This is a genomic window from Peribacillus glennii, from assembly GCF_003429105.1.
GTDB classification, from domain to species: Bacteria; Bacillota; Bacilli; order Bacillales; family DSM-1321; genus Peribacillus; species Peribacillus glennii.
Genome location: NZ_QVTD01000003.1, coordinates 138848 through 152079 on the forward strand (window position 1 = coordinate 138848; position 13232 = coordinate 152079).

Genomic DNA, 13232 nt, shown 5'->3' on the forward strand with positions numbered 1-13232 from the left:
TTTTTTTTAAGATTTATCGGAATTTGAAAATAAAATTTGGTACCAGCTCCTTTTATGAAGCTCGGGAACCATTGAAGTATGAACGTGTTTCAGCTGTGTATAGGCATCAAGCGAATGTTTACCCATTTCACGCCCGATTCCGCTCTGTTTGTAGCCCCCGAAAGGAGCATCATTGCGGAGCATATGCCAGTCATTGATCCAAATAACTCCCGCCTGCAGCTTTCTCGCAACATCGTAAGCTTTATTGACATCACGTGTCCAAACACCCGCAGCAAGTCCGTATATTGAGTCATTTGCCATTGCAATGGCTTCTTCCACATCGGAATAACGGATTACTGAGAGTACTGGACCGAAGATCTCCTCCTGCGCAATCTTCATATCATTTGTGACATCCGTAAAGATTGTCGGTTCAATGAAGTGTCCCCCCTCGCATCCTGGTACAGCCACTTCATTCCCACCGCAAACCAATGTCGCTCCTTCTTGCTTGCCTGATTCAATGTAAGAGAGAATGGTTTCTTTTTGCCGCTTAGAAATGACAGGGCCGATCGTGGTATCCGGATCAAGAGGATTGCCCGGTTTCAATGTCTTCGCAAGCGCTACAAGCCGTTCGACTATTTCGTCATGCAGCTTGTCCGGTACAAATAACCGGGTACCGGATTCACAAAGCTGGCCTGAGTGCAAGAACACGCCGAACAAGCTGCCAGGAATAACAATATCCAGATCTGCATCCTCGAGAATAATGTTCGGGGATTTCCCGCCAAGTTCCAGGGTTGTGTTTTTAATCGTGCCGGATGCAAGGGCCATGATGCTCCGTCCGACTTCAGTCGATCCGGTAAAGGCAACTTTATCGACCTTTGGATGTCGAACCAACGCTTCTCCAACCTCGGCACCAGGCCCGGTGATCACATTGATGACCCCGGGAGGGACAAATTGTGAAATGATTTCTGCCAATTTGAGTGTGGAGAGTGGGGTATAGCTTGCCGGTTTAATGACGATGGTGTTCCCCATAGCCAGTGCCGGGGCTATTTTCCAGGTCGCAATCAACATGGGCATATTCCATGGTGTGATAGCCGCGCATACGCCGATCGGTTCCCTCCAGATAAAATTGTGCGCAGGCCCCGGAAATGGCGGAGATGGAAGTGTCTCCGAAAATGGGTAGGTTTGAACAAATTTAGCCATTGTATTAAATAAATCGACCATCTGCAAAATATCGCTGGAGGCAACCCTGCGGATCGTACCCCCGCTGGAAATGGTTTCTAGAAAGGCAAGCTCCTGGGCATTGGTTGCAATGCCATGAGCGATCGCGTTCAATACTTTCGCCCGGTCTTTTGGCGGCATTTCCTTCCAGTCCGTTTTGTCAAAAGCATCCCTTGCAGCCTGTACGGCTTTATCGACGTCTTGTGCGGTCGCTTTCGCTGCCCGCGCAGCCAAATCGCCATTTGCCGGATTGAAGACATCGAAAGTTTGCCCTCCTGCTGCCGGTTCCCATTTCCCATTGATAAATAACGGGAAAGTTTGAATATCAACTTGAACTGTCATTTTTCATCCTCCTTTTAGCGTGGCAAATAGGAAAAACTAACTTTCCTATTTGCATAAATGCATAGCTTATAAATCGGTTACTTACACAACCCCGAATTCACTTTCCTGTTGTTTGTAGATGTCATCCAATTTCTTGCCTTTTGATTTGGCCAGGATCTCCATGCGTACAGATAGCTGCTTCATCGTAAAATTCATTGTGTCATCAAAGTTATTTCCAAAGGGAGAATCTTCAACCATTCCCTGCTGGTTCAGTTCAATGGCAAGCGGAGTCAGTTCTTCCATCTTGTTTGCCACAATGTCAAAAAGATGCGGGTGTTCGCTGATCAGGCGCTGCAATAAAAATGTACCGTATGCAATGTGGCGCCCTTCGTCCTTTTTCAGATAGCCGATGCCTTTCAATAAAGCTGGCATGGCGCCAATCGACTCCAATGATTGATAGAATGAATAATAACCAGTTTCTGCAAGTACTCCCTCTACGAACATGTTATATACGGTCGAGGCTTCAGCCAGCGCCTCAGGGGAATGATCATGCTCTAGACGCTCTAATGCATTAGGCAGGACTTCATTAAAAATAGTGTTATAGACATCAGAATGATAGATGGAGAGATCCCCAGTTTCCCCGAGCGCATTCAACAGGAGCCTGAAAAATTCTGTATGCTTTGCTTCTTCGAATAAAAAGGTTGTCAAAAACATTTCCTCTTCCAGTCGCCCTTCTTTTGCAATGACCATCATCAACGGCAGCAAATCCCTTGTCACGGCTTCCTCCCCGGCCTGGAATAGTGAAATCAGCCGCAAGATCGCTTCTCTTTGTTCGGCCGAAAAGTTGTTCCAGTCCTTAACATCCTGGGTGAAGTCGAAATCAACAGGATTCCAAACGCCGAATTTCTTTGCCTTTTGATACAGGCGGAACGGGAGCGAATCTACCAAGAGCCCTCTTTTACTCGTCGTCAAAAACGTTCTCTTCTCCATATATAACCCTCCTAAGAACTTATAAAGCCCTAAAAAACTATACCACCAAGCAAAAATCAAACAGAATGCCAATAATATTTGTAAGGGCTTTCACTTTATAGTACGATGGATTCAGCAGAAAAAACATTACTGAAAATATAGGGGGGAAGAACGTCGAATGATGGAGAAATCTGCAAAAGAATATATTAAGAGTGTTGCCGAAGTTAACGATGTCCGGAAAAAGGCTGAACAAATGCTGCGCGGGTGCATTCATTTATTTCCTTTCGAGCGTGCGTCACTATTCACTTACTCCCCATTAAGCCATTTCGGTGAAGGAATCTTTCTGATTGAAAACAGTAAAGTCATTTCCCTGGAGCACGTAAAAGATGACGTCCGATCCATCTTTCCGCTTTATCAGGCAGTAAAACGAAATAAACCCATCTTCATCAACCGCAAAGACATCTTGGAAACCTTCCCTGATAAATATGTCCGCCATTTTCAGCTTTCATCTCTTGCGATTGTCCCCATCAGCCTTTTAAATATAGTAGTCGGTTTTGTTTTGGTAGACAGATATATGGGGGAATATCCTTTTACAAAAAACTATTTGTCACTTTTATCCCATTATTTCAAAATGGCTTTATCCCCCTTGTCCCACAATACAACAGATAAGCCGGCCCTGAGCAATAGGGAGACGGAAGCCCTGCAGTACCTGGCGAATGGATATTCTATGAAGGAAATGGCTTCCATGATGAATGTAAGCGAATTCACAGTGAGGGATTATATCAGCGCAAGCATGAGAAAGCTCGGCGTCAATCACCGAGCTGAGGCGGTTGCAGTGGGAATGAGGACAGGGATCATCCTGTAATTTTTCCTTCGTTAACCGGCTGTAAAAGCGTTTTTTTCGGCCTGGATGAGACGTAACTATGCAGAACCATGCCAAGAATAACGAACATCATGCCGGTCCAGGACACGGCGGATGGCCAAACGCCCGAGAGCAAGACAATTTCCCCTGCAGCAGCGAATAAGACCTCCAAAGATTGTGTAGCCTCAACCGCGCCTAACTTCTGCATGTTTCCTTTTACCAGATCGGTTGCTGCGAAAAACAGAACCGTTGCAAATACACCTGAAAAGAGGGCGACTGCGGCTGACTGCCAGACCTGTTCCGGTGCTGGAGGACCCACTGTGAAAAAGCCATAAAGAGACAAGATAAGCCAAAACGGCAGACTTGCAATCGTCATGCCCAATACTCGCTGCCAGGCATCCAGCCTTCCTGAAGTAACCTCCATCATTTTCCGATTGCCTAAAGGATAGGCAAATGATGCGATAATGAGGGGGAAAACGCTTAAGAGAGTTTCCTTTATTGTAAGGGCCGTAGCATGCTCATACTGCATAAGGGCGACTCCGAGAAGAATGATCATGGACATCATCAAGCCACGGTACGGAATTTTCCCTTTTATGCGCACCGTGCCGGCGGCTGTCTGTTTCGTCTCATAAAAAAACGGCACAAGCAAGGAACCGGAGATGATCGTGACCAGCCATGTTCCTGCAATCAACCAGCCAGGACCGTATGCTGCCGAAAAGCAAATGGGAGCATAAAACAAGCCGAACCCGACAAAGCTCCACTTGAGCCAATATGATGGTCGTGTTTTCATTTCCTTTAACAAAGGAACTAAGTTTTTTCGTGACATGACAATGATGAGGAGCATCGGCACCATAAAAAAATATCGCATGGACGCGCTCCAAAGCCAGCTGCCACCCGAAAGATCCATCATCCTGTTTAAAATAAATGTAAAAGCGAAAAAGAAAGCGGCGCATACACCTAAAGCAATCGGACGCAACGGGTCCACCTCATTTCTCCAAAATCTATATGGTTTATTGTACCTGGAAATCCAATAATAGCAATCATATGCTTAAATATTCTGAATTGTACGTTTTGCGGATTTACAAAACTGTGATTAGAAGTATATACTTTTGTGTAGGAAATTGAAGGCTTAAAGTGAGGAAGGAATATGTTTAATGCAGTGTTATTCCTATGGCAATTGACATTTATTTGTTCCGTTGTTTGTTTTTTCTATGGAGTATTATTGAAATCCAGGAAATTGCTATGGCTCAGCCTAGTCACGTTCATGCCAGCCGCTTATTATTTTTCCGGGGCAGAAAATTTCTTAAAGCTCGTGGCTGCATTCCCATTCATACTTTTTTTCATGATTGTGCTAATAACTAAACATCACACGCGAAGAAAATGTGATCAGACTGCTTCCAAAACAAAAAAGCCATAATATATACGGCTTTTGCAACCCTATGGTGCCGGGCGCTTTTTTCAATTGTGAAGGGTTTTCCTCTTTTGCATACACATTGCCGCCTTTATCAACCAATGGACATGGTAGATCCGGTCGATCTTAAGCTCCCTTTCCAGTTTCATTTTTATAGCCAACAAGTCATCTTCGACATTTCGAAGCTACTTTAGCCAAACGAAAGAATCTTTCCCTAATGTCATTAAGAGAAATGAGCGTGTATACCGGGTTGGCTGCGCCGTACATGCTGCCTCTAATGGTCTCACATAGTTCTTTGTCCTCCAGCCCGGGCGGAATCTTTAGCGAATCTCCTGAGTCATTTGCTAGATAGTAATGCGGCCTCCCGTTACACAAAAGGCCGGGAATATATGAAAGCCTGCTTTAAATATTTTTGAAGAAACAATTCTGCCATAGGTTCCATCAACTCCAGAAGCTGCCAGCTTTTTATTAAATCAGTAATCTATTTTTGGAATTAAAGCTTTTATTTTCCTTTGAATTCCGGTGTCCTCTTCGTATAAAACGCTGACACCCCTTCGATCGCGTCTTCAGAACGGGAAACTGCCAGGATGTGCCCCAGTTCAATTTCCAACCCCTCGTCAAACGGCTGGCCGGAACCCTTCATGACCGATTCCAGGATACCTTTTACCGCTAGCGGCGGCCCGTCTGCAAATTGTGCTGCCCAATTTAAGGCTTCCTCCAGCAGCTGTTCTGCGGGGACAACTCTGTTGATCAGTCCGTATTGCAATGCACGCTGGGCAGATATTCTTTGTCCGCTTAAAATAAGCTCCAGTGCCCGACGTTTTCCGATTAGCCGGGGCAATCTTTGCGTGCCGCCATAACCCGGCAGGATTCCCAGGCGTACCTCAGGCAACGCAAACTCGGCCATTTCAGAAGCAATCGCCAAATGGCATGCCATTTGCAATTCGTTCCCTCCTCCAAGAGCCTTGCCATTTATACAGGCTATGACAGGTTTCGGAAACTCCTCAATTTTTTTGAAGATGCCATGACTGATCTGAATCGCATTCTTAGCTTGTTCGGGATCTGAAAAGTCACCGAATTCACTGACATCTGCACCCGCTAGCGTCCTTTTCTGGGTAGATATGGACTGAGCGGCATACCATCTCGACTAAATTATTAGCCTTCATCTGACCCCTCCCTGTTTTCACACCTAATTGCCAATCCATTTCGCATTATGTGGAAAAGTGGATCCGGAACGAGCGTCCGGACCCCGGAAGATTAGAGATAGTCTTTTACATTATATTGGCGCAGGATTCCTTCCATCTTAATCGCTTTTCCAATATCCCCTTTTATTTTCAGCTTTCCGGACATGAATGCCGCCGTGCCGTTAAGTTTTCCTAACATCATATGCCTGAAATCCTGCATGGATAGCTTCAATATGCAATCAGCCTTTACTTCTTCACCCTCGACCACCTTTGCTTTTCCGTCCGCTAAATGCATTTGGTAGGTGCCTTCTTCTTCACCGGAAATATCGTATTGGTAGATTGCGTTCACACCTTCAATCGGCTTAGAGTCTTGATTCAATACCTCTTCTATTTTCTGCATGACTTCCTTTAGTGAATAATCCTCGATTGTACGTGTCATAAAATAATTCCTCCTAAAATTTTAATATTCTTAAAATTTAACTGGCTAGTTTTCCTGACTTCAATGATGCTCCGTGTACGGACCACCTCCTTAAGCTAAACTCTAACACCATGCGGTTCATATAAATGGCGGGCAATGATCAGTTGTTGGATCTGGTTTGTGCCTTCGAAAATATCAAATATTTTCGCATCACGGTACATTTTTTCAACAATTGTATCTTCCATGCCTGCCGGTCCAAGCAATTCCAGGCACTTTGATGTTGCTTCCAGTGCAATCTTTCCGGAATAAGCTTTGCACATCGCTGCCTCTTTCGCATTCGGAAGCCCCATATCCGCCTTCCATGCAGCCTCCCAGGTCAACAGCCTGGAAGCTGTGATATTTTGATTCAGCTTAGCCAATATGGCACAAGCCGTCTGATAGGAACGGCCGTGCTTCGGGAATTCTTTATTAATAATGTCCAACGTATATTCATAGGCTCCGCGGGCAATCCCGGTCGCCATTGCGGCAATGATTGGCCGTGTGCTGTCAAAGGTTTTCATCGCTACCCGGAAACCGGATGGACCAGAACTCAGATTCTCGTAATATTCCTCGCCTCCAAGTAGGTTTTCTACGGGGACAAAACAATCTTCAAAAACCAGTTCCGCGGTCTCGGAGGCCCTTAAACCCATTTTGTCCGCAAGCCTTGAACAGCTAAAGCCCGGAGTCCCTTTCTCAACCACGAAGGCGCGATGCCCAGCCCTGCCGATGCTTCTGTCAACTGTCGCGAAGACGACCACCCAGGAGGCACGCCCGCCGTTCGTGATAAAAATCTTTTGTCCATTGAGGATATAGCCGCCATCTGTTTTGACCGCTGTAGTCTGCAAGCCGGATACATCTGACCCTGCGTCCGGTTCAGTCAATGCGTATGCTCCCCAACGCGGTTCTTCATCCCTTGAAAAGATTGATAGAAACCGTTTTTTTTGCTCTGGTGTCCCACTGTGCTGTACAGGCGGGCCTCCCAGGCCAGGTCCTGGCAAAGTCAAAGCGATGGCAGGATCGCCCCACCCCATTTCTTCGGATGCTATGACCCCAAGCCGATTGCCTTGCCTTTCGCCCTTTGCTTCTTTTTTAGCGGCATTCCTCCCTTCATCATCTCCGAACGAAGAAGTGCTGAGTGTTATGCCCATGCTATTAACCTTATTTAGCCATTCATCAGGCACCCTTTTTTGCTTATCGGAAATCATGGCGATCGGCCGGATCTCATTTTCCGCAAACCAATGGACAATTGCCTTAACTTGGCTTTGATGCGGTGACAGTTCGTAAGATATCATCCTGTATTCCCCCTTTCGTTCCACTTAGCAAATAATCGCCGCTCCGTGCGAGCAGTTCACTCTCTGACATAAATACATTTACCTGTGCTTGGGCATCCCGCATCCATTTCTCCACTGGATGCTCCTGGACATAACCATGTCCGCCCAGCAGCTGGACGGCTGAGTCTGTTACAAAGCGAACGGCCTCATGTGCATTGTTTAAAGTACCCATGCTGAAGCCAATAGCGTCTGCCTCCTGCTGGTCAATTTTCATGGCAGCATGCCAAACGAGGTTCCGTGCAGCAGATGCAGCGATGGCCATTTGTGCCACGTTAAAGGAAACTCCTTGGAACTTGGCAATTTCCTGGCCAAAGGCCTTCCGCTGGGAGGTATACTCAGCAGTATAGGATAAAGCGGCATTCATCAGCCCAACCTCTTTTGCAGCCTCCAGCACGATAATCCGTGATATTGCGTTATCCTTCAACGATCGGGCGGCTTCACCCATAGCGAATACAGAAGCCTGGTTTAGCTTCACATTTTCAAACTCATAGCTTGCAAAGTGTGAAGACAGCAATCCCAGACGGTAATCCCCGCCTGTTTTCTTTCTAAGTCCTGAATGTTGTTGAATATGTCCGATCCAAAGCAGGACGTCTTCCCCTGCGGAGTCTACTCCTGAGATAAGGAGGCATTCGGCTTTTTCAGCCATTTTCACCGGTGCAGATCGGCCATTGAGCAGATACTCTCCCCCGCTTGCTTCGATTGTAACTTTGTGCTTCCCATCTTCTTCACAATTTAAGAAGGCAGCCGCTGTTTCTGTTCCGGAAGCCAAGGATATTTTATAATCCGCCAACAGGCTGTTATCAGGGTCCATTCGTATAAAAGAGGCTGCGTCTCCCGCTCCTCCAAGACCTTGGACGACTCCTAAATCACCCATGGCAAGTGCTTCGGTAATTTGCACCTGTGAAATCAATGGAAGTTCAAGGCCTCCCCAGCTTTCAGGCAATTCTAGCAAAGTAAATCCCAATTCATTCGCTTTTTTGATAATGGCATGATCCACCTTTTTGTTTTCTTCACTTTCCCTGGCTGCCGGCCGGATTTCATGCAGTGCGAAATCCTTTGCCATCTTTACAAATGCCGCTTCTTCATCTGTGGGCTTAAAAGATACCAACCTTATCCCTCCTTGAAAAAATGTTTATACTTTCTTAGAATTAATTGTTTATTGTTTTAGTTTGATACTGATACGTATTCGTATTAATTCTGCAAATTATTACGGAGAAAACACATTTCAATCGCTTTCGCTCTGTAATATGTTCATCTCCGCGTATAAATTTATTATATATGTTTATCTTGTTGCATCTGCATTGAACTTTGTATTCGGCTATGCCAAGTTAACAAATGAACCGATTATGATTCTGTTCAATAGTCTGGCCAAGTAATCAAAGTCTGCTCCTTCAACGCTGGGCTGATTAAAATTTTGAATGACCACTTCATTGATGGCGCCAACCATTGCCTGTGAGACGATTACAATGTCTTTTTCAGAAACTGTCTGGGGAAGTTCCCCGCGGACTGTTTGATAGACCAGATCAGCCAACTGGCGGTAAACAGCCCTCCTTACTTCCTCGACTTCCTGAGAAATCCCCACTGACTCCACAAGGATAAGATTGGCCACTTTGGGATCTGTGAAACAGATTTCCACATAGCGGCGAATTCCGGCATAGGCCTTATAGGTAAGGCGTTCTTCCTGTTGAAATGCTTCCTTTACTTCTTCAATAATTTCTACGGCCAGTTCTTCGAATAACCGGACGATGAGATCTTCTTTACTTGAAAAATTTTGGTAAAAGGTGGTTTTGGATACTCTTGCCATTTCTACAATATGCAGGACGGATGTATTTTTGAATCCTTCGGTTGTAAAGAGCTGGAGCCCTGCAAAAAAAATTTTCTCCCTTGCTTCTTTTGGCATTTCTGTTGCGAATAACATCTGCATCAATCCATTCTAATCCTGAGTACGAATACGTATTAAGTGTATATTAATATATGGATACACACTATGCAATACCGAATTCAGAAAATTTTTAAAAAAACGTTTGGAATTTACATATTCCATTTATTCCACTCCAAGAGAGAGAGCAAGTGTTTTACAATTGGAGCAGAATCAAGCCGGGCGGCTATATGGGGAGGATTTGACCCAATCATCGCCTCCAATGGGTGACCAAGCCAGAGTACGGATTCATCAATAATGATAAACGGAAAATTAATGTTTGCTGGAATAACCAAATCTGCCTGGACTGCAGGAAAAGATTTCTCTGACATAATAGTGAGCGAAATATTATGGGCTCTATTTTTCAACCGTTCTTCCCAGTCTGGTGAAAGTCCTGTGTTCCCTGGCAATGACACGATTACAGAGGAATTTGCCGTAGCAATATCATTAAAAACCATTTCCAGCTTTTTGGCATGCATCCATCGCAGGCGGGGTAGCTGGTTTTTTACCCATGTTCCTATTTCATGCTTGTTTATGGATTGGCTGTGGTTTTCCTGGTGTTCCACTAATCGCCTGATCGTTTTGTTTCTGTAAACAGTATTTTTGATAAAGGAAGCGTCGCTCACATGGATAAACTTGCCTTTGGTTCTTGTGATGGCTACATTGATAAGCCTTTCGCTTTCATGCCCGGCCAAAATATACCCTGCCCGTTCCATAGGGAAGCTGTCAACCGTGTCGAAAATGATGACATCCCGTTCGCTTCCCTGGAACCGGTGGACAGTGGCGGCCACAATATCACATTGGCTGCGCTCCTTTTCATACAGCGACGAAAGAAGCAGTTCCATAAATACTGCCTGGGCACGGTATGGTGTTACATACCCAATGGACCTTGCTCCGGAAAGAAAGCTTTCATGGATTAATTGAAAGGATTGCAGAAGCTGCCATATGTTTATCCTTGAAAGTGAAGCAGGATCCGTGAAGCAGTGTTTCCCAGTATGGCTTGAATCAAGAAAGACGGCAGCACGCCCTGGAAACGGAGCCTGTTCCACGATTTGATTCCGGCTTTCGTAAACGCTCTCGTGATCCCCTACCAAAGATTGATAGACATATTTATTGGTAAAAGCAGAAATTTCAGGATGCATGCGGCGCTGTTCGTTTAGCAAGAATAGATGATGGTGAAGTTGTTTATTGGTTGCATGTTCAACAACACCCGATGCATGAAAAATATCTTCCTTTAACCATTTATTGACGAGGGCATGCCGGGATACTGAGATAGGCGGCAGCTGCTTAAAATCTCCGCATACGATGACTCTGTTCCCTAATGAAGCAGCGAAGGCAACCTGGGGAATATAAGCCATGCTGGCCTCATCGACAATGACGACATCAAATTGTTTCTCGTATATGGAGGTATCGCTAGCTGCTTTTGCTAGCGTGGTCCCGATTATGTTTGCTTCCTTGAGAAATTGCATTTCCTTTTGGCGGTATTTTTCCAAAACCCTCGCTAGCTTGGTCTCCAGTTCTAGCAGGTAATCTGAATCCCGTTTGCTAAAAGAATGAATTAAATCGTTTTTAATGCTTCGTCTTTCGTCCATTAACTGTTCCTTGTCCTCTGCCAGTTTGGGATTCCGATTTTCAATCAGCCGGCTGGTTGTTAAAGATCCTCCCTTCTTCAATGAATCATTGCTTACAGTGCCGTATCGGATAATGTCGCCTTCATTGAAGCGTTTTTTTTTCTTTACAAATCCAGCAGTTTCCTCCATCAAAACATCTACAGCCTGGTTGCTGTGGGATAAAATTAATACCCTTTTTCCCTTAAAATGGTGATTTGCCGCAACCCTTGCAAGCGTAAAGGTTTTCCCTGTTCCCGGAGGCCCCCACACATAAGTAACCGGATTGTATTTGGAGCGCAGGAATAATTCATGGACGTGGCCTTTTCTTTTTTCGGCCGGATGTTTGGCAGGCATGGAAGGATCCATTAGTTTTTTAATCCGGAAACGCTTCTGCTTGCTTTCTTTCATCTCACCTAGTCTTAAGATGAGCTGTTCCAAAAGTTCCCATGGGTCATGTAATAAGAGCGCTTCCGAAACAAAATCGCCTAGGAAATCCTCCGTTGTAACAATGATACTTTTTCCTTCAGATGAAAGGATTCGGCCGTTTTTTCTGCCTAATCCTAGTTCTAATCGAACTGTAGAGCCGACCGGGATCCGCAAGGAAAAGGCTGTTTCGAAATAATAGGTGAAACCTTCACCGTTTGAAACCAGTCGGCCGTCTTTTAGGGTATATTTACTGCTTCCATGTTTTTTTAAATGCTGTATTTCGAGCTGCAACGCTTTTTGCCATTCCTTCAAGTAAGCCAAAGTTGTGGTCATTTCACTCTTCCTTTTAAATAAAAATTAACGAAAAAAGGCTCAATCAATGACGATTGAGCCAATCTTTTTGATTATATTACTATAACATTTTTTGTTAGGACTCGCTATTAACGGGCAACTGAGAACGTATTTTCCTTACTGACTTCTACAACCCAGCCTAGTGGATCTGCAAGCTTTCCAGTCTGGATACCTGTCAATGTATCAAATAATTTCTTGGAAAGCTCACCGGTTTTCCCGTCATTGATAACCAGCTTCTCATCATTCCAGAAGAATTCGCCTATTGGGGAAATAACGGCAGCAGTACCTGTCCCGAATGCTTCCTCCAGCGTACCATCCAGGTAAGCCTGGCGAACATCATCCATGGAGATCTTGCGTTCTGTCACAGGGACATTCCAGTGCTTTAACAATTCGATAATAGAGGTTCTCGTTACCCCCTCGAGGATGCTTCCGTTTAATGCGGGAGTGATAACTTCACCATTAATCTTGAAGAAAACATTCATGCTTCCGACTTCTTCAATGTATTTCTTCTCAACGCCATCAAGCCAGAGCACCTGAGAGTATCCGATTTTTTCGGAAACTTCTTGGGCCTTTAGGCTTGCAGCATAGTTTCCGCCAGTTTTCGCCGTACCTGTCCCGCCATTTACAGCACGTACATATTTGCTCTCCACGGCTATTTTAACTGGGTGGATCCCTTCTTTATAGTAAGATCCAACCGGAGAGAGGATTATCATGAATTTATAGGAGCTGGAAGGATGGACTCCAAGAAATGGTTCTGTAGAGATGATGAATGGCCTGATATACAATGAAGTCCCTTCCGCACTGGGAATCCATTCGCGTTCAACTTCAATAAGCTTTTTTAAGGCTTCAAGCACGAATTCCTCATCAAGTTCCGGAATGCATAACCTGTCATTCGATTGGTTCAGGCGGCGAAAATTCTTTTCAGGACGGAAAAGCAAGACTCTTCCATCATCCGTTTGATATGCTTTCAATCCTTCGAAAACAGACTGGCCGTAATGGAATATCATCGAAGCAGGATCCATGGTGATCGGCTGGTAAGGTACGATACGAGGATCATGCCAGCCCAGGCCTGTGCTAAAATCCATTATGAACATATGGTCCGTGAAGACTTTGCCGAACTCCAGCTGATCGGATTGAGGTTTCTCTTTTTTTGTTTCGCTCAAGGTGATAGTTATATTTTGTAGGTTCATTCCGC

At 45.0% G+C, this 13232-nt stretch carries 11 protein-coding genes; 1 reads left to right on the forward strand and 10 read right to left on the reverse strand.

All coding sequences use genetic code 11. The features are described from left to right. Positions 1–6: 6 nt before the first annotated feature. Both D0466_RS02390 and D0466_RS02395 read right to left on the reverse strand, forming a co-directional pair. Entirely contained in the window at positions 7–1539 is a 1533-nt protein-coding gene (locus D0466_RS02390) for an aldehyde dehydrogenase family protein (RefSeq protein WP_117320969.1), read from the reverse strand. A gap of 81 nt (positions 1540–1620) precedes the next feature. Next, entirely contained in the window at positions 1621–2508 is an 888-nt protein-coding gene (locus D0466_RS02395) for a R2-like ligand-binding oxidase (protein ID WP_117320970.1), read from the reverse strand. A gap of 157 nt (positions 2509–2665) precedes the next feature. On the opposite strand from D0466_RS02395, the gene D0466_RS02400 reads away from it, so the two are divergent. Then, positions 2666–3352, forward strand: a complete 687-nt coding sequence (locus D0466_RS02400; protein ID WP_117320971.1) for a LuxR C-terminal-related transcriptional regulator — start codon at positions 2666–2668, stop codon at positions 3350–3352. On the opposite strand, the gene D0466_RS02405 is transcribed toward D0466_RS02400, so the two are convergent. The 8 genes from D0466_RS02405 to D0466_RS02445 all read right to left on the reverse strand — a co-directional run bounded on the left by D0466_RS02405 (position 3342) and on the right by D0466_RS02445 (position 13227). Next, positions 3342–4325 (reverse strand): DMT family transporter, encoded by a 984-nt coding sequence (locus tag D0466_RS02405; protein WP_117320972.1) that lies wholly within the window; start codon positions 4323–4325, stop codon positions 3342–3344. The genes D0466_RS02400 and D0466_RS02405 overlap by 11 nt on opposite strands. Positions 4326–5262: 937 nt before the next feature. Beyond that, a complete protein-coding gene (locus tag D0466_RS02415; protein WP_117320974.1) occupies positions 5263–5883 on the reverse strand; it encodes an enoyl-CoA hydratase/isomerase family protein in 621 nt (206 codons plus the stop codon). Between the two features lie 134 nt (positions 5884–6017). Further along, positions 6018–6383, reverse strand: a complete 366-nt coding sequence (locus D0466_RS02420) for an SCP2 sterol-binding domain-containing protein (protein WP_117320975.1) — start codon at positions 6381–6383, stop codon at positions 6018–6020. A 95-nt stretch (positions 6384–6478) separates the two neighbouring features. Further along, entirely contained in the window at positions 6479–7693 is a 1215-nt protein-coding gene (locus D0466_RS02425) for an acyl-CoA dehydrogenase family protein (RefSeq protein ID WP_117320976.1), read from the reverse strand. Next, the gene (locus D0466_RS02430; RefSeq protein ID WP_117320977.1) at positions 7653–8840 is read right to left on the reverse strand and encodes an acyl-CoA dehydrogenase family protein; all 1188 of its coding nucleotides are present in this window, start codon (positions 8838–8840) and stop codon (positions 7653–7655) included. The genes D0466_RS02425 and D0466_RS02430 overlap by 41 nt, the downstream gene beginning before the upstream one ends. A gap of 210 nt (positions 8841–9050) precedes the next feature. Then, positions 9051–9656 (reverse strand): TetR/AcrR family transcriptional regulator, encoded by a 606-nt coding sequence (locus D0466_RS02435; RefSeq protein ID WP_233522573.1) that lies wholly within the window; start codon positions 9654–9656, stop codon positions 9051–9053. Between the two features lie 107 nt (positions 9657–9763). Next, positions 9764–12019, reverse strand: coding sequence for an AAA domain-containing protein (locus D0466_RS02440; protein ID WP_117320979.1), 2256 nt, complete (start codon positions 12017–12019; stop codon positions 9764–9766). 107 nt (positions 12020–12126) lie between these two features. Continuing rightward, complete coding sequence (locus D0466_RS02445; protein WP_117320980.1) at positions 12127–13227, reverse strand: branched-chain amino acid aminotransferase; 1101 nt, start codon at positions 13225–13227, stop codon at positions 12127–12129. Positions 13228–13232: the final 5 nt, after the last annotated feature.

Coding starts and splice junctions, on each gene's coding strand:
- D0466_RS02390 (WP_117320969.1), bottom strand. CDS start 1,539: ATGACAGTTCAAGTTGATATTCAAACTTTCCCGTTATTTATCAATGGG.
- D0466_RS02395 (WP_117320970.1), bottom strand. CDS start 2,508: ATGGAGAAGAGAACGTTTTTGACGACGAGTAAAAGAGGGCTCTTGGTA.
- D0466_RS02400 (WP_117320971.1), top strand. CDS start 2,666: ATGATGGAGAAATCTGCAAAAGAATATATTAAGAGTGTTGCCGAAGTT.
- D0466_RS02420 (WP_117320975.1), bottom strand. CDS start 6,383: ATGACACGTACAATCGAGGATTATTCACTAAAGGAAGTCATGCAGAAA.
- D0466_RS02425 (WP_117320976.1), bottom strand. CDS start 7,693: ATGATATCTTACGAACTGTCACCGCATCAAAGCCAAGTTAAGGCAATT.
- D0466_RS02435 (WP_233522573.1), bottom strand. CDS start 9,656: ATGCAGATGTTATTCGCAACAGAAATGCCAAAAGAAGCAAGGGAGAAA.
- D0466_RS02440 (WP_117320979.1), bottom strand. CDS start 12,019: ATGACCACAACTTTGGCTTACTTGAAGGAATGGCAAAAAGCGTTGCAG.
- D0466_RS02445 (WP_117320980.1), bottom strand. CDS start 13,227: ATGAACCTACAAAATATAACTATCACCTTGAGCGAAACAAAAAAAGAG.